Source organism: Kribbella sp. C-35 (assembly GCF_046549195.1).
Taxonomy (GTDB): domain Bacteria; phylum Actinomycetota; class Actinomycetes; order Propionibacteriales; family Kribbellaceae; genus Kribbella.
Window position 1 is genome coordinate 519,054 of record NZ_JAJPWG010000003.1, and the last position, 15,527, is coordinate 534,580.

A 15,527-nucleotide genomic window follows, 5' to 3' on the forward strand; every position below is an offset into this window, starting at 1 on the left:
TCTGAGCCCGCGTGATCAGTTCGTCGACAGAGAAAGCGCTGTCCAGCTGATCGCCGGTAGCGTAATCGTCAAACGACCGTCGACGAGCCGTGCGTCGGCCGGTTGTGGGGTAATGCGGTCGGGCTGGTCGGGAGTGTTCGTGGCCAGCCCGTCCGCGTCGTGCACGATCACCGCCTCGTCGATGGTCGTCACTCCGCTTCGGCTGACGTCGACCGTGACCTCGATCGGACCCTCGGTCGACCGGTTGACCGCGAACACCGCGAGCTTGCCGTCGTCGTAGGTTGCGACTGCGTCGACGGCGGGTACGTCGCCGTACTTCGCCGTGGTCACGACGGGCGAGTCGGTCTCCACCCGCAGGACCTGGCCGGCCGCGAGCCGGGAGGTGATCGCGAACGGGTGGAACGTCGGCTGCCGCCAGGCCGCGCCGCCAGGCTCGGTCATGATCGGTGCGATCACGTTCGCGAGCTGCGCGAGACAGGCCACGCCGACCCGGTCGCTGTGCCGCAACAGCGAGATCAGCAGGTTGCCGACCACCACCGCATCGGTGACGTTGTACTCGTCCTCGATCCGTCGCGGCGCCACCTCCCACTGGTCGCCCGGTCCGTCGGTACGGCGGGAGCGGTCGCCGTACCAGACGTTCCACTCGTCGAAGGAGATGCCGATCTTCTTGCTGCTCTTGAGTTCCGCGCCGACGTGGTCGGCGGTCGCCACCACGGAGTCGATGAAGTGGTCCATGTTCACCGCGGACGCCAGGAACGAGGCGGTGTCGCCGTCGTCGTTGCCGTAGTACGCGTGGCACGAGATGTACTCGACGAATTCGTACGTCTCCCGCAGGACGTCCCGCTCCCAGGTCCCGAACAGCGGCATCTTCGACGACGACGAGCCGCACGCGACCAGTTGCAGGTCCCGGTCGATCATCCGCATCGCCCGCGCGGTCTCCGCCGCGAGCCGCCCGTACTCCGTCGGCGTCTTGTGCCCGACCTGCCACGGCCCGTCCAGCTCGTTGCCGAGACACCACAACTTGATCCCGTACGGCGACGCGCCGTGCTGCTCGCGCAGATCGGAAAGCGTCGTACCGCCCGGATGGTTCGTGTACTCGAGCAGGTCGAGCGCCTCCTGGACGCCGCGCGTCCCGAGGTTGATCGCCATCATCGGCTCGACGCCGGCCTTGGCGCACCAGCGGCTGAACTCGTCCAGCCCGAACTCGTTCGTCTCGACACTGTGCCAGGCGAGGTCGAGCCGCCGGGGCCGGTCCGGGCGCGGTCCGACGCCGTCCTCCCAGCGGTAGCCGGAAACGAAGTTTCCGCCGGGATAACGAACCACGGAAACACCCAGCTCACGGGTCAGTTCCAGGACGTCCTTGCGGAAACCGTCCTCGTCGGCGGTCGCGTGGCCGGGCTCGTAGATACCGGTGTAGACACACCGGCCCATGTGCTCGACGAAGGTTCCGAAGGTCCGGCGATTCACGGGCGCGATCGTGAACGCAGGATCGATGGTCAGGTTGGCAGCGGGCACCAGGTTGCTCCTGTCTTGTGTCTAGCCCTTGATCCCCGCGTCACCCACACCGCGGACGACGTGGCGCTGGAACAAGGCGTAGACGATCAGCAATGGAAGGCCGCCCAGGACCGCGGAGGCCATGATCTGGGCGTAGCGCAGGCCGTACGAGCCCTGCACGTTGGCGAGGCCGACCGGGATCGTCATCATTGACGGGTCGGTGGTCACGATGAAGGGCCAGAGGAAGTTGTTCCAGGACCCGATGAACGTGAAGATGCCGACGGCGACGAGGATCGGTCGGGACATCGGCACCATCACGCTCCAGACGATCCGCCAGCGGGACGCGCCGTCGACCCGGGCGGCGTCCTCGTAGTCGCGGGAGATGCCGTCGAAGAACTTCTTCAGCACGAACACCATCACCGGCGCGACCACCTGCGGCAGCACCATGCCCCAGTAGGTGTCGACCAGGCCGAGCCCGGTCATCTCCTGGAACAACGGCACGATCAGCACCTGCGGCGGCACCAGGATGCCGGCGATGATGAGGCCGAACAGCACCTTGCGTCCCGGGAACTTGGTCCGCGAGAAGCCGTACGCCGCCAGCACCGACACGACCAGCGTCAAGCTCGTCACGAGCACCGACACGATCGTGCTGTTGAAGAACCAGCGGATCAGGTCGCCTTGGTCGATCACGCTCCGGTAGGCGGCGGTGGTCGGTGCCTCCGGCAACCAGGTGATCGGAGCGCGGGTCGTCTCCGGTTCCGGCTTCAGCGAGGTGTCGAGGGCCCAGAGCAGCGGAACGAGCCAGACGACGGCGAGGATCACGGCGCCGACAGCGGTCGCGGTCCCGCCGAAGCTCCAGCGTGGTTTCACCGGGCCGCTGCGTGGCGACCTGGCCGTCGACGGGCTCGTGGTCGGCAGCGTGGTGGCGGTCATTCTGCCTCCCCTCGGCCGGAGAACAGTTTGAACTGCGCGACCGCGACGATCACGATGATCGCGAAGAACAGGTACGAGATCGCGGACGCGTAGCCGATCCGGTAGCTGGTGAAACCGGACTCGTAGATGTACTGGATGATCGGCCGGGTCGCGTGGTTCGGGCCGCCGTTGGTCATCAGGTAGATCTGGTCGAAGATCTTCAGCGACGCCACCAGCTGCAGCACGATGATCAAGCCGGTGGTGCGGCTCAGCAACGGCAACGTGATCCGGAACAGTTGCTGCCGGCCGTTCGCTCCGTCGATCGCAGCCGCTTCGTACACCTGGGCCGGAATCCCTTGCAGGGCAGCCAGATAGAGCAGGAAGTTGAACCCGACCGTCCACCAGACGGTCGTGATCACCACGGCGAGCATCGCCCGGTTCTCGGTGTTCAGCCAGTCGATCTCGGCGAACCCGCCGGCCGTCAGCAGGCCGTTCACCAGGCCGAATCCGGGCTGGTAGATCCACACCCAGATCAGCGTCACGACGGTGGCCGGCAGGACGAACGGAGCGAAGTACGAGAATCGCAACAGCCAGCCGAGCAGGCCTTTGCGGTTGGCGAGCAGCGCCATCACGAGCGCGATGATCACCAGCGGAGGTGTGCTCATCGCGGTGAAGACGAGGGTGTTCTTGAGCGACGACCAGACGGCCGGGTCGCCGAACAGGTCCCGCCAGTTCTGCAGGCCGAGGAACTCCTGCTTGACGCCGGCGAGGCTGGTGTTGAAGAAGCTGTTCCACAGGCCCGAAACGATCGGCCAGAGCATGAACAGGACGAACAACAGGAGGAACGGCGCTACGAAGAACAGCCCGCCCCAGCGTTCCTTCCAGGGCTGTCCGGTCCCCGCCTTCGCCGCGGTCGACGGCGTACCGGGGGTGACGCGCGGTGGTGTCTCTACGGCCATGACCGACCTCCTTAGACCGGGGACGGGGTGTCGAGGAGCTTCTGGGTGGCGGCCTTGAACTGCGCGAGCGCTGCCTGCGGCGTCGCCTGACCGGAGAAGACACCGCTGAACGCCGCGGCGGCCTCGTTCTGCAGTTGCGCACCGGACCCGCTGAACCACGCGTCCGGGTCGAACAGCACGTCCGGCGCGACGCTGCGGTACTCCGCTTGCGGCTTGAGGTTGAGGTACTCCTCACTCTTCGCCACCGGCTGGTACGCCGGGATGTGGCCGCCGGCCGCCCATTCCGCACTGTGCTTGAGCATCCAGGCGATGTACTCGACCGTCGCCTTCGTGTCGTCCTTGTTCCGGTTGCTCTGGTGCGGCAACACGAACGTGTGCGCATCACCGGCGTACTTCGGTACGTCGTACACGACCGGGAACGGCGCCATGCTGAACGGCATCTTCGCGGTCTGGTACGTCGTGACCTCCCACTCCCCGTTGAAACTCAGGCCGGCGTCGCCGTTGCTGAACTGCGCGACCAGAGCCGAGTAGTTGGATGACCGCGGCGTGAGCCCGTCGGCGGCGAGCTTCGCCATCAGGCTCAGGGCTTCCAGCGCCTTGGCGTCGTCGAGGATCAGCCGCGTGCCGGTCTCGTCGAAGAACTTCCCTTCGAGCTGCCCGTACAGCGTCCACCAGAGCCGCCACGGGTTGGTGGTCTCGACCGACGCGCCGAACTTGCCGGTCACGTCCTTGACCGCCTTCAGCATGTCCACGAACGCGTCGACGCCCTGGACGGTCTTGATCTTGCCGTCCGCACCGAGCAGCCCGGCCTTCTTGCAGATCTCGGTGTTGTAGTAGAGGACGAACGGATGCGTGTCGAGCGGTACGGCGTACAGCTTGCCGTCCACGACCGCGCGGTTCCAGGACGTCGGCAGGAAGTCGGACTCGGTGACGCCGGCGTCCGCGAGCACGTCCACCGGGATCGGATCCAGCATTGTCGCCGGGCTGAAACCCTTCAGCCGGGACAGGTGCAGGGTCGCCACCTCGGGCGCCCGGCCGCCGGCCGCGGACATCGCGAGTTTGGTGTAGAACGGCGGGCCCCAGGCCAGCGTGTGCGCCTCGAACATGACGTCCGGGTGCTCGGCGACGTACTGCTGGTGGATCTGCAGCAGGCGGGCGCCGTCGCCGCCGCCGAACAGGTTCCATTCGCGGACCTTGGGTTCGGAGCGGAGGGCGCCGCAACCGGTGAGGGCGAGGGTGCCGAGCAGGCCACCAAGTACTGCTCGACGCCCAGGTCGGAAGGGGGCGGGGTCAGGGGGCATCTGTCCTCCAGGCGGAGTGGAGTCCGGATTTCTACACCGATGTACTACATCGGTGTAGAGAGGATGCCCGAGTGCTCCGGGAGCGTCAAGGTCTCAGTTCGGACCGAGCGTGGATTCCCTGGTGTGGAGTTCGTACGGGGCGACCACCTCGTGGTGTTCGGAGGCGTCGCCCGCCATCCGCTGGACCAGGAGCTCGACCGCGGTCCGGGCGATGTGGACCCGGTCGGGGTCGACCGTGGTCAGGGTCGGGCTGCTGTAGCTGGCCTCGTCGATGTTGTCGAAGCCGGCGACCGCCACGTCGTCCGGGATTCGTACGCCGTGCGCGGTGAGAGCCCGGATCGCGCCGAGCGCCAAGGTGTCGTTCAGCGCGAAGACGGCGTCGAACGGCTGTCCGGTCTCGAGCAGCTCCGCCACCGCGTCCGCCCCGCTCGATCGATGCCACTTCCCGCCCGAGACGGCGAGCTCTTCCCGCACCTGAACGCCGTACTCCGCCAGCGTCTCGATGTAGGCGCCGTACCGGATGGCCGCGGTGCCGACGCCTTCGCGGGGCCGGATCCCGATCACCGCGATCCGCCGGCGGCCCTGGTCGAGCAGGTGCCGTACGACGGCCTTCGTGCCCGCGACGTTGTCGATCATCACGTGGTCGACCGGGCCGTGGAAGATCCGCTCGCCGAGCAAGACCATCGGCGTCTCGGTGCGCAGTTGGTCGACGTCCTCGGGGCCGAGGCCGAGCGGGCTGTACAGCAGGCCGTCGACCAGGTGCCCGCGCGGCCGGGCCAACGCGGTCAGTTCCCGTTCGCGGTCGGCGCCGGTGGTCTCGATCATCACCGTCAGGCCGTGCTCGCCGGCCGCCGCGATCGCCGCGTCGGCGAGCTCCGCGAAGTACGGGTTGCTGAGCTCCGGTACGGCGAGCGCGATCACACCGGTCCGGCCGGACTTGAGGTTCCGGGCGGAGATGTTCATCCGGTAGCCGAGGGCATCGATCGCGGCGAGCACCTTGGTCCGGGTCTCCTCCCGGATGTACGGGTAGCCGTTCATCACGTTCGAGACCGTCTTCGGTGACACGCCGGCCTTGCGCGCGACATCGCGCATCGTCACAGCCATGGCCTCAGCGTAAAGGCTGTGCGACCTATGGCCGCGGTGGTGCGGTGCTGCCTCGGGTGATGAGTTGGGTTGCGAGTTCGAGGCGGTGGTGGGCCGGCGACTCACCGCGATCGAGGGTGATGACCATGTCCGCGGCCGCGGCGGCCATGTCGGTGAGTGGCTGGCGGATGGTGGTCAGCGGGGGCGTGACCCAGCTGGTGATCGGCAGGTCGTCGAAGCCGACGACGCTGAGGTCGTCGGGGATGCGCAGTCCGGACTCGGCGGCTGCGCGGTACACGCCGAAGGCCTGCAGGTCGTTCTGGGTCACGATCGCGGTGGGCCGGTCCGGGCGGCTGAGCAGGGCGCGCCCGTGCGTCAGGCCGTCCTCGGCCTGGAACGTCCCTTCGCAGATCAGATCGGGCGCGATCGGCGTACCCGCGTCGTCCATCGCCGCGCGGTATCCGTCCAACCGGGCGCGGCTGGACAGCATCCGGATCGGTCCGGTGATGGTGGCGATCCGCCGGTGCCCGAGCTCGAGCAGATGGCGGGTGGCCGAGAATCCGCCACTCCAGTTGCTGGCCACGACCGACGGGAACTCGTGTCCGGGGTCGCCGGTCGGGTCGACCAGGACGAACGGGATGTCGCGGCTGCGGATCTGGTCGCTCTGCGCGGGAGTGAGTCCGGAGAACACCGCGATCACTCCGACCGGCCGGCGGGCCAGCACGCCTTCGATCCAGCCGCGCCCGGGGGTGTGGCCGTGCATCTCGGACAGTACGACGGCCAGCCCGTTCTCGCCGGCCACGCGTTCGACGCCCTTGATCACCTCCATCGCGTACGCGCCGGCGAGCTCGTGGAAGACGAGCTCGATCAGCGCGGCTTTGGTGCCGGGCTTCTTCAGCCGCCGGAAACCGTGCGTGCGAATGATGTCCTCGACCATCGCACGGGTCCTGGGCGAGACATCGGACTGACCGTTGATCACGCGGGACACGGTCGGGATCGAGACGCCGGCGAGTTCGGCGATCTGGGCGACGGTCATGGCCCGGCCTGACGGCTCCGCCGCGGAGTCGCTGCTAGCGGTCATGGCGGTGAGTTTAGCTGCGGCCACCTGGACGCTCTCTCCGGATGTTTCGGCAGGAATCTCGAAACGACCTGTTGACCCTCCGCAATCGCAGCCCTACAGTTCCCCGCAATGATCGGCGGGGACTCCGAAATTTTCGGACTTGGCGCGACTCGATCGAGCCAGGGTCGGTACCGCCGCCACCACTGCGTCCGCAGTGTGAGGGAGGTTTGCCGTGAAAGTACGTCTTGCGCTCGCTGTCGGTGCTGCCGCCGCGCTGGTGGTCGCCGGCTGCTCCAGCAGTGATTCCGGTGGTTCGGCCGACCCGAAGTCGTTCGATTTCTGGTCGTTCTCCGGGATCAACCAGAAGTCCGCCGTCGACGAGTACCAGAAGAAACACACCGATATCCACATCAAGCTGACCGAGGTCGGATCCTCGGTCGAGACGGCGCAGGCGCTGACCACTGCGCTTGCCGGGGGCAAGGTTCCGGATCTGGTGCTGATCCAGGGCGACGACCTGCCGAAGTTCGTCGAGCAGCCGCAGAACTTCGTCGACCTGCGCAGCCTTGGTGCGGACGACCTGAAGAAGGACTACCTGGACTGGGTGTGGTCGCAGAGCGTCGCCAAGGACGGTCCGGTGCTCGGCATCCCCACCGATGTCGGTGGTCTGGCGATCGCGTACCGGAAGGATCTGTTCGCGGCCGCGAAGTTGCCGACCGACCGGGACGCGGTCGGTAAGTTGTGGCCGACGTGGGACAAGTTCATCGAGGTCGGCAAGCAGTACAAGGCCGCCACCGGCAAGGCGTTCGTCGACAACGCCTCGACGAGCGTGTTCTACCAGGCGGTCAACCAGGGGTCGATGAAGTACTACGACGCCGACCACAACCTGGCCTACGACCACAGCCCGCAGGTCAAGCTGGCCTTCGACTACACGTTGGCGGCCGCGCAGGCAGGCATCACCGCGAAGCTCAGCTCGTTCACGGAGGGCTGGACGGCAGGGATGGTCAAGGGCGACTTCGCCGTCGTCGCGGCACCGTCCTGGATGCTCGGCAGCATCCGCTCCAACGCGCCGGCCACCAAGGGCAAATGGGACGTTGCCACGATCCCCGGCGGGTCCGGGAACTGGGGTGGCAGCTATCTCGCCATCCCGAAGAACGCCAAGAATCCCCAGGCGGCCTGGAACTACATCAAGGAGATGCAGTCGCCGCAGTCCCAGCTGACGCACTACGTCGGCTCGGGTTCGCTGCCGTCGACGCCGTCGGTGTACAAGGATCCGCAGTTGACCTCGCACAAGGATCCGTTCTTCTCGAACGCACCGACCGGGAAGATCTACACCGACTCCCTGCTGGGCCTCAAGCCGTTCTACATCGGCCCGGACAGCTCCGCCATCGGACAGGAGTTCCAGAACGCCCTCACCAATGTCGAGCAGGGCAAGGGTGATCCGGCGAAGGCCTGGGACACGGCGTTGCAGAACGTCAAGACCGCGATCGGGAAATAGTGTGACCAGCAGCCTCACCGCTCCGCGTGCCTCGACGCGACCACCGGTCGTGTCGAGGCGCCGGGTGCGCGAAAGCATCGGCGAGCGCGTCGCGCCGTACGCCTATATCGCGCCGTTCTTCGTGATCTTCGCCGTCTTCGGCCTGTTCCCGCTGCTGTTCACGTTCTACGTCGCGTTGTTCGACTGGAACCCGGTGGCCGAGCACACGTTCGTTGGGCTGGCCAACTTCTCCCGGCTGTTCGACGACCCGCGGTTCTGGAACGCACTGCAGAACACGATCAGCATCTGGGTGCTGTCCACCGTGCCGCAGTTGCTGATCGCCCTCGGCCTCGCGCACCTGCTCAACCACGCGCGCCTGCGGTGGGCCACGCTCTTCCGGATGTCGATGCTCGTCCCGTACATCACGTCCGTCGCGGCGACAACGGTCGTCTTCGCGCAGCTCTTCGACCGCGACTACGGGCTGCTGAACTGGGCGCTGCACCTGATCGGCGTCGGTCCGGTCGACTTCGTCCAGTCCACGTGGGGTAGTCAGGCGATGATCGCCACGATGGTGATCTGGCGGTGGACCGGCTACACGACTCTTCTCTACCTGGCTTCGCTGCAGGCGATCTCGCGCGACATCTACGAGGCTGCCTCGGTCGACGGCGCCGGCAACTGGAAACAGTTCCGCTACATCACCATTCCGTCGCTGCGCCCGGTGATCGTCTTCACCATCGTCACCTCGACCATCGGCGGCCTGCAGATCTTCACCGAGCCACTGCTGGTGTCGACGAATTCGCCGATGACCTGTGGAGCGGTCCGGCAATGCCAGACCCTCACCCTCTTCTTGTTCGAGCAAGGCTTCGGCCAGTTCAAGTTCGGGTACGGCGCGGCGATCGGCGTCACGCTCTTCGTCCTCGTCGTCGCCTTCGCGCTCCTCAACTATCTGCTGTCGACTCGTTTCCGTAGGGAGGGCCGATGATCACCAGCCGCCGGATCGAACGAGTGCCGTGGTGGGTCTACGTCCTGCTGACCATCGCCGTGGTGGTCACAGTCTTCCCGCTGTACTGGATGTTCGTCGTAGCGTCGAACGACTCGGCGACCGCCTACAAGATGCCGCCACACGTCATCCCCGGTGGGAATCTCTTCCACCTCGCGGAACTCGTTTTCACCACGGTTCCGTTCGTTCGGTCGCTCGTCAACAGCGCCGTGGTCGCGCTGGCCATCGGCGCCGGCCACGGCGTGCTCTGCGCGCTGGCAGGGTTCGCGTTCGCCAAGCTGCGCTTCCCGGGCCGGAACACGCTGTTCCTGATCGTCGTACTCACGATGACCGTTCCGACGCAGCTCGCCGTGATTCCGCAGTACATGATCATGTCGAAGCTCGGCTGGGTGGACACCCTTCAGGCGCTGATCGTGCCCGGGCTGGCCAGTGCCTTCGGCATTTTCTGGATGCGGCAACACATCGCCTCGACCGTTTCCGACGAACTGCTCCAGGCGGCCCGGATCGACGGTGCGAACTCCTGGCAGATCTTCTGGCAGATCGCCTTCCCACTGGTCCGTCCGGCCGCCTTCGTCCTCGGGCTTCTGGGTTTCGTCACTTCCTGGAACGACTTCCTCTGGCCCTTCATCATCCTCAAATCCCCGGAGATGTACACCGCCCAGATCGCCATCAAAGCTCTGCAGAACAGCCGCGTCATCGACCTCGGCCTCGCGATGGCAGGCTCCTTCCTCGCCACCATCCCGCTCCTGATCCTCTTCGCCTTCGTCGGCCGCCGCCTCGTTACCGGCATCATGGACGGCGCCTTCAAAGGCTGAGCGCCGCGCTTGTTCTCAGCGGTCGGTCAGGGCCCGGCGGCGTTGGGTGAGGTCGGTGAGGGATTGGGGTTGCCAGGCGGCGTCGGCGCGGTACACGTCGGTGCCGGGTGGGACGATCTCGTCGATCCGGTCGAGGGTCTTGTCGTCCAACGTCAGGTCCGCGGCGGTGATCAGGCCCTCGAGCTGCTCCATGGTGCGCGGTCCGGAGATCACGGACGTGACCGCCGGATGCGTGGTGACGAAGGCCATCGCCAGTTCGGGCAGCGTCGTACCGATGCCGTCGGCAACTTCGACCAGTTGCTCGACGGCGTCGTACTTCGCCGCGTTCGCGGGCAGCGCCGGATCGAAGCGATCGGGCGCGAGCGCGGCTCTGGCGGACCGGTCGAGCGGCTGGTTCTTGCGGACCTTCCCGGACAGGAACCCGAAGGCGAGCGGACTGTACGTCAGCACGCCCATCCCCAGTCGGCGGCAGGTCGGGAGGACGGAGCGTTCGATGCCGCGGGCCATCATCGAGTACGGCGGCTGGTTCGTCCGGAATCGCCCGTACCCGCGCCGGTCCGACACGTGGTACGCCTCGACGATGTCCTCGGCCGGGAACGCCGAGCACCCGAACGCGCGGATCTTGCCCGCGCTGACCAGGTCACTCAGCACCCACAGCGTCTCCTCGATGTCGGTGGTGTGGTCCGGCCGATGGATCTGGTAGAGGTCGATCCAGTCCGTGCCGAGCCGGCGCAGGCTGTCCTCGACCGCGCGGGTGATCCAGCGCCGCGAGTTCCCGCTCCGGTTCCGGCCCTCGGTGAACGGGAAGTGCACCTTGGTCGCCAGTACGACGTCGTCGCGGCGATCCTTCAGCGCCTTGCCGACGATCGTCTCGGACTCGCCCGCGGAGTACATGTCCGCGGTGTCGACGAAGTTGATGCCCTGGTCCAGCGCGGCATGGATGATCCGGATGCACTCGTCGTGATCCGGGTTCCCGACCGCACCGAACATCATCGCCCCGAGACAGTGCGTACTGACCTCGATCCCGGTCCCACCCAGCGTGCGATAACGCATACGTCCAACTCCTTCGTGGTCTCTGCCCCGCACGCTAGAAGCTAGAGCGCTCTCTAGGTCAAGCCCCGCACTTTGAGCACCCACCAACCGTTTGCGGTCCCTGGAAACGGTTGGTGGGTGCTCAAAGTTGGTCCGTAGGGTGGGGGAGTGGAGATTGCAGAGCTTTGGGATCCTGAGCCGGGCTGGTTGAACACTGCGTCGTACGGGCTGCCGCCGCGGCCGGCGTGGGAGGCGTTGCAGGCTGCGTTGTCGGACTGGCGGGTCGGTGCGACCAGTTGGGAGCCGTGGGACAAGTCGACGACGCGGGCCCGGGAGTCGTTCGCGCGACTGGTCGGGGCGCCGGCGGCGGACGTGTTCGTCGGCAGCACGGTGTCCGCGGCGCTGGCGCCGATCGCGGCCGCGTTGCCGGACGGTGCGAAGGTTCTGACCGACGACGTCGAGTTCACGTCGAACGTGTTCCCGTGGCAGGTGCACGCGGACCGTGGCGTCGAGGTGATCGCCGTACCGGGTGACGAGGTGGTCGCCGCGATCACGCCGGGGATCGACCTGGTCGCGGTGAGTGCGGTGCAGTCGTCGACCGGCGTCGTCCTCGACCTGCCTGCAGTAGTTGCTGCCAGCAAGCAGGTCGGCGCGCTCGTGGTGATCGACGCGACCCAGGCGGTCGGCTGGCATCCGATCACGGTCGACGGTGTCGACGCGCTGATCGCCCACAGCTACAAGTGGTTGATGTCACCCCGCGGCGCGACGCTCGGGTACCTGTCGCCGCGGTTGCAGGAGCGCTGCCGGCCGTCGGCGGCGGGCTGGTACGCCGCACGCGACATCCATGGCTCGTACTACGGGCCGGTGATGGAGCTCGATCCGGCCGCCCGCAGGTTCGACCAGTCGCCGGCGTGGTTCAGCTTCGTCGGCGCGGCGCCGGCGCTCGAGCTGATCGAGGAGATCGGCGTCGAGACGATCAACCGGCACAACCTCGCGCTCGCGAACGAGTTCCGCGCCGGGCTCGGGCTCGCGCCGTCGAACAGCGCGATCGTCAGTACGAGACTGCCCGGCGCGCAGGAGGCGTTCGCGGCCGCCGGGATCCGGGCCGCCGTACGGGACGGGAAGCTGCGCGCGTCGTTCCACATCTACTCGACCCGCGACGACGTACAGCAGGCTCTCTCGGCGCTGAAGCCTTTGATCCGGAGTTAGGGTGCGGACATGGATGGACTGAGCATCGGGCAGGTCGCGGAGCGGACCGGGTTGAGCGTGCACGCGCTGCGGTTCTACGAGCGCGAGGGACTGCTCGCGGACGCGGTACGGCGGGAGTCGAACGGGCGGCGCGTCTACACCGAGGACGACGTCGACTGGCTGAACATGTGCATCAAGTTCCGCTCGTCCGGGATGCCGCTCGACACCATCCGCAAGTACACGGAGCTGGTTCGCCAGGGGGCCGGCAACGAGGCGGACCGGCTGGCCCTGCTCAAGAGCCATCAGGACTACGTGCGCGCGCAGATCGAGGAACTCAACGAGTGCCTCAACGTGATCACCTGGAAGGTCGACATCTACCAGGAGCACGTAGACGCCGGCACCGCCGACTGCCTGTGGACGACTCCGTCCACACAGACCGCCAGCGAGGCGTCCTGATCACTTGAGTGCCGACTCCATGGCGGCGAGGGTGGTGCGCATGTTCGCTGCCAGTTGGTCGAGTCGGCCCTGGATGACCTCCGCTGCTCGGTCCGGGTGCTGTCCGACGCCTATCCGCAGCCCGCTCTCGCCCGGGCCGTGGGTGAACGACTGACGGACGAGGGTCTCGGTGCCGCGGTCCTCCAGCTCGTACTCCCAGTGCGCCAACGGGACCGCCTCGTCGCCGTACACGTCCCAGCCGAAACGCTTCGGCTCCTCGAGGACGGTGACTGTGCAGGTCACGTACGTCTCCAGGCCGTCCGGGAAGCGGTTCCGTGCCTCGAAGCGGGCGCCCTCCTCGAGCCAGGCGCCATGGATGCACTCCGGGCTCCACTCGCCGTACCGCTCGATCGCGGTGATGCCGGACCAGACCTCGTGGATCGGCAGCTTGATCAGTACCTCGACGCCGGTGGTCGCACCGGTCACTCCGTAGTCGTTCATGCCCGGTACGTCGTATGCGCCTCAGCGGCCTCGACATTTACCCGTTCCGGGCGGCTGTACAGGTTCAGGTTGCCGTTGCGGATGAAGCCGGCAAGGGTCAGGCCGGACTCGGCGGCGAGGTCGATGGCGAGCGAACTGGGAGCCGAGACCGCGCCGAGGATCGGGATGCCGGCCATCACCGCCTTCTGAGCGAGCTCGAACGAGGTCCGGCCGGAGACGATCAGGATCAGGCCGCGGGCGGGGATCCGGCCGTTGAGCAGGGCCCAGCCGATGACCTTGTCGACGGCGTTGTGGCGGCCGACGTCCTCGCGGACGACGAGCAGCTCGCCGGTCGGCGTGAACAGGCCGGCCGCGTGCAGGCCGCCGGTGCGGTCGAAGACCTGCTGCCTGGCGCGGAGCGCGTCGGGGAGCATCGCGAGTACGTCGTACTTGATGGTGACGTCGTCCGCGGCCGGGGAGTGGCGGGTCTTGGTGCGGACCGCGTCGAGGGACGCCTTGCCGCAGACGCCGCAGGACGAGGTGGTGTAGAAGTTGCGCTCGACGCCGGTGACGGGCGCGGGTACGCCGGGTGCCAGGCCGAGGTCGAGGACGTTGTACGTGTTGCGGCCCTCGTCGTCGCGGGAGTCGCAGTACCGCGCGTCACGGGTGTCGTCGACGCTGCCGATCACGCCCTCCGTGTGCAGAAACCCGTGCGCGAGCTCGACGTCGTGGCCGGGTGTCCGCATCGTCACGGCCAGCGGTTTCCCGTCAACCCGCAACTCAAGTGGCTCCTCCACCGCAATCGAGTCAGGCCGCGAGCGGCTACCGGCCGGGGTAACCCGCACCACTGGCCGCCGCGCAATCAACCGGCCCACGGCTTGCCTCCTCCGGGTGTGATCGGGCGTCCCACGGCTTGCATTCGAGGGGATATCCGCTCGTGTTGTGGGTTCTCCCCTGCTGTATCAACAGAGAACCCACCAGAGGAGCGGATATCCCCTCCGCTGCGGGCGCACTGGGGATGCGGGTGGGTCAGGTGGGCCATGGGGCGGCTGCCGGGTTGAGGGGGAGGAGGCGGGCGGCGATGGCTTCGGCGGGGCCGGGGGCTACTACGGCGAGGGCGTCGGCGGTGGCGGGGCCGCGGAGCATGGCGGCGCCGCCGTGGCCTACGGGTACGGCGCCTTGTGCGGTGAGGCGGACCGGGACGAGTCGGGTACTGGTGGGGTGGCAGGGGATGCCGCCGGGGACTGCGATGTTGGTGAGCTCGGGGAGCGGGAGGCCGCGCATGCGCGTGATGGCTGCGACGCCCAGCGTCAGGAACGCGACAAGCGCCGCGAACGGGTTGCCGGGGAGGCCGATCACCAGGCGGCCGTCCGGTAGTTGTGCGAGCGCTTGCGGATGCCCGGGACGGCACGCCACTCCGTCGACAATCAGCTCGGCACCCAGCGTCTTGAGCGCCGGCCAGAGGTGATCGGCCGGCCCCGAGGCTGAGGAACCGGAGACGAGGATGACGTCCGCCTGGGTCTCCCGCAGCGCACTCACCAACTGATCGAGCGAGTCCGGCAAATGCCGCACCGAGGCGGCGGGTGTGGCGCCGGCGCGGGTGATTAGGGCGGGGAGCATGGGGCCGATGGCGTCGCGGACTCGGCCGGGGGTTGAGGGGCCTTGGCGGACCAGTTCGTCGCCGGTGATCAGGGCGGCGACTGTGGGTGGGGAGATGGCGGTGAGCCGGTTCAGGCCGACTGTCGCCGCGAGGCCGAGGACCGCTGGGCCGATGACAACTCCGGCCGGCAGCAGCTGGTCGCCGGGTCGGCATTCCTCGCCCGCCCGCCGGATATGCCGCCCGTCCTCGACCGGCCCCTCCAACCACTCGCCCGTCATGACGGCGTCTTCTGAGCGGAGGACGGAGGTTGCTCCGGTTGGCACTGTCGCGCCAGTGACGATGCCGGTTGCCTCGCCGTCGGCCAGCTCACCTGGATCCGCGGTCCCGGCCTTCACGTGCCCGATCACGCGCCACGGTCCAGCGCCACGTACGGCGTACCCGTCCATCGCCGCCCGATCCACCGGTGGCACCGCAACCGGCGAGACCAACGGCGTGGCCAGCACGCACCCGTCCGCCTCGTCGAGCCCGCGCCGTACGACCGCTCCCGGCCGGGCCACGGCATACGCCAACCCTCGAGCCACGTCCCAGGGCACCACGTCCCGCCGCGCCCTCGCGACACGGCCTCCAGCAGTTGTGCGCCCGGGCCCGTCCTCCACAGGCCCACCCTCTCCGACCCGCCCCCGCTTGTCGAACC

At 67.6% G+C, this 15,527-nt stretch carries 15 protein-coding genes; 5 read left to right on the forward strand and 10 right to left on the reverse strand.

The window, feature by feature from the left end; all coding sequences use genetic code 11:
* Positions 1-15: 15 nt before the first annotated feature.
* From ACLJOO_RS22350 to ACLJOO_RS22375, 6 genes are all read right to left on the reverse strand, one after another.
* Complete coding sequence (locus ACLJOO_RS22350; protein WP_410789213.1) at positions 16-1,515, reverse strand: alpha-N-arabinofuranosidase; 1,500 nt, start codon at positions 1,513-1,515, stop codon at positions 16-18.
* Positions 1,516-1,536: 21 nt separating this feature from the next.
* On the reverse strand, positions 1,537-2,427 hold the full coding sequence (locus ACLJOO_RS22355; RefSeq protein ID WP_410789214.1) for a carbohydrate ABC transporter permease: 891 nt from the start codon (positions 2,425-2,427) through the stop codon (positions 1,537-1,539).
* A complete protein-coding gene (locus tag ACLJOO_RS22360; RefSeq protein ID WP_410789215.1) occupies positions 2,424-3,365 on the reverse strand; it encodes a carbohydrate ABC transporter permease in 942 nt (313 codons plus the stop codon). Before ACLJOO_RS22360 ends, ACLJOO_RS22355 begins: the two co-directional genes overlap by 4 nt.
* A gap of 11 nt (positions 3,366-3,376) precedes the next feature.
* Positions 3,377-4,666 carry an extracellular solute-binding protein gene (locus ACLJOO_RS22365; protein ID WP_410789216.1) on the reverse strand — a complete coding sequence of 430 codons (1,290 nt, stop codon included), beginning with the start codon at positions 4,664-4,666 and terminating at the stop codon, positions 3,377-3,379.
* Between the two features lie 93 nt (positions 4,667-4,759).
* Positions 4,760-5,770 (reverse strand): LacI family DNA-binding transcriptional regulator, encoded by a 1,011-nt coding sequence (locus ACLJOO_RS22370; RefSeq protein WP_410789217.1) that lies wholly within the window; start codon positions 5,768-5,770, stop codon positions 4,760-4,762.
* A gap of 25 nt (positions 5,771-5,795) precedes the next feature.
* Positions 5,796-6,830, reverse strand: a complete 1,035-nt coding sequence (locus ACLJOO_RS22375) for a LacI family DNA-binding transcriptional regulator (protein ID WP_410789219.1) — start codon at positions 6,828-6,830, stop codon at positions 5,796-5,798.
* A gap of 211 nt (positions 6,831-7,041) precedes the next feature.
* Here ACLJOO_RS22375 and ACLJOO_RS22380 point away from each other — a divergent pair, with 211 nt between their 5' ends.
* The 3 genes from ACLJOO_RS22380 (at position 7,042) to ACLJOO_RS22390 (ending at position 10,098) form a co-directional block, all read left to right on the forward strand.
* Positions 7,042-8,304, forward strand: coding sequence for an ABC transporter substrate-binding protein (locus ACLJOO_RS22380; protein ID WP_410789220.1), 1,263 nt, complete (start codon positions 7,042-7,044; stop codon positions 8,302-8,304).
* 64 nt (positions 8,305-8,368) lie between these two features.
* Positions 8,369-9,265, forward strand: coding sequence for a carbohydrate ABC transporter permease (locus ACLJOO_RS22385; protein WP_410789221.1), 897 nt, complete (start codon positions 8,369-8,371; stop codon positions 9,263-9,265).
* Entirely contained in the window at positions 9,262-10,098 is an 837-nt protein-coding gene (locus tag ACLJOO_RS22390; protein ID WP_410789222.1) for a carbohydrate ABC transporter permease, read from the forward strand. The genes ACLJOO_RS22385 and ACLJOO_RS22390 overlap by 4 nt, the downstream gene beginning before the upstream one ends.
* Positions 10,099-10,113: 15 nt before the next feature.
* On the opposite strand, the gene ACLJOO_RS22395 is transcribed toward ACLJOO_RS22390, so the two are convergent.
* Positions 10,114-11,151 (reverse strand): aldo/keto reductase, encoded by a 1,038-nt coding sequence (locus ACLJOO_RS22395; protein WP_410789223.1) that lies wholly within the window; start codon positions 11,149-11,151, stop codon positions 10,114-10,116.
* Between the two features lie 147 nt (positions 11,152-11,298).
* Here ACLJOO_RS22395 and ACLJOO_RS22400 point away from each other — a divergent pair, with 147 nt between their 5' ends.
* Positions 11,299-12,339, forward strand: coding sequence for an aminotransferase class V-fold PLP-dependent enzyme (locus ACLJOO_RS22400; protein ID WP_410789224.1), 1,041 nt, complete (start codon positions 11,299-11,301; stop codon positions 12,337-12,339).
* A 9-nt stretch (positions 12,340-12,348) separates the two neighbouring features.
* Positions 12,349-12,774 carry a MerR family transcriptional regulator gene (locus tag ACLJOO_RS22405; protein ID WP_410789225.1) on the forward strand — a complete coding sequence of 142 codons (426 nt, stop codon included), beginning with the start codon at positions 12,349-12,351 and terminating at the stop codon, positions 12,772-12,774.
* Here the strand turns inward: ACLJOO_RS22405 and ACLJOO_RS22410 are convergent, their stop codons facing one another.
* From ACLJOO_RS22410 to ACLJOO_RS22420, 3 genes are all read right to left on the reverse strand, one after another.
* Positions 12,775-13,254, reverse strand: coding sequence for an SRPBCC family protein (locus ACLJOO_RS22410; protein ID WP_410789226.1), 480 nt, complete (start codon positions 13,252-13,254; stop codon positions 12,775-12,777).
* Positions 13,251-14,108, reverse strand: coding sequence for a formate dehydrogenase accessory sulfurtransferase FdhD (gene fdhD / locus ACLJOO_RS22415; protein WP_410789227.1), 858 nt, complete (start codon positions 14,106-14,108; stop codon positions 13,251-13,253). Before fdhD ends, ACLJOO_RS22410 begins: the two co-directional genes overlap by 4 nt.
* Positions 14,109-14,262: 154 nt before the next feature.
* Complete coding sequence (locus ACLJOO_RS22420) at positions 14,263-15,414, reverse strand: molybdopterin molybdotransferase MoeA (protein WP_410789228.1); 1,152 nt, start codon at positions 15,412-15,414, stop codon at positions 14,263-14,265.
* Positions 15,415-15,527: the final 113 nt, after the last annotated feature.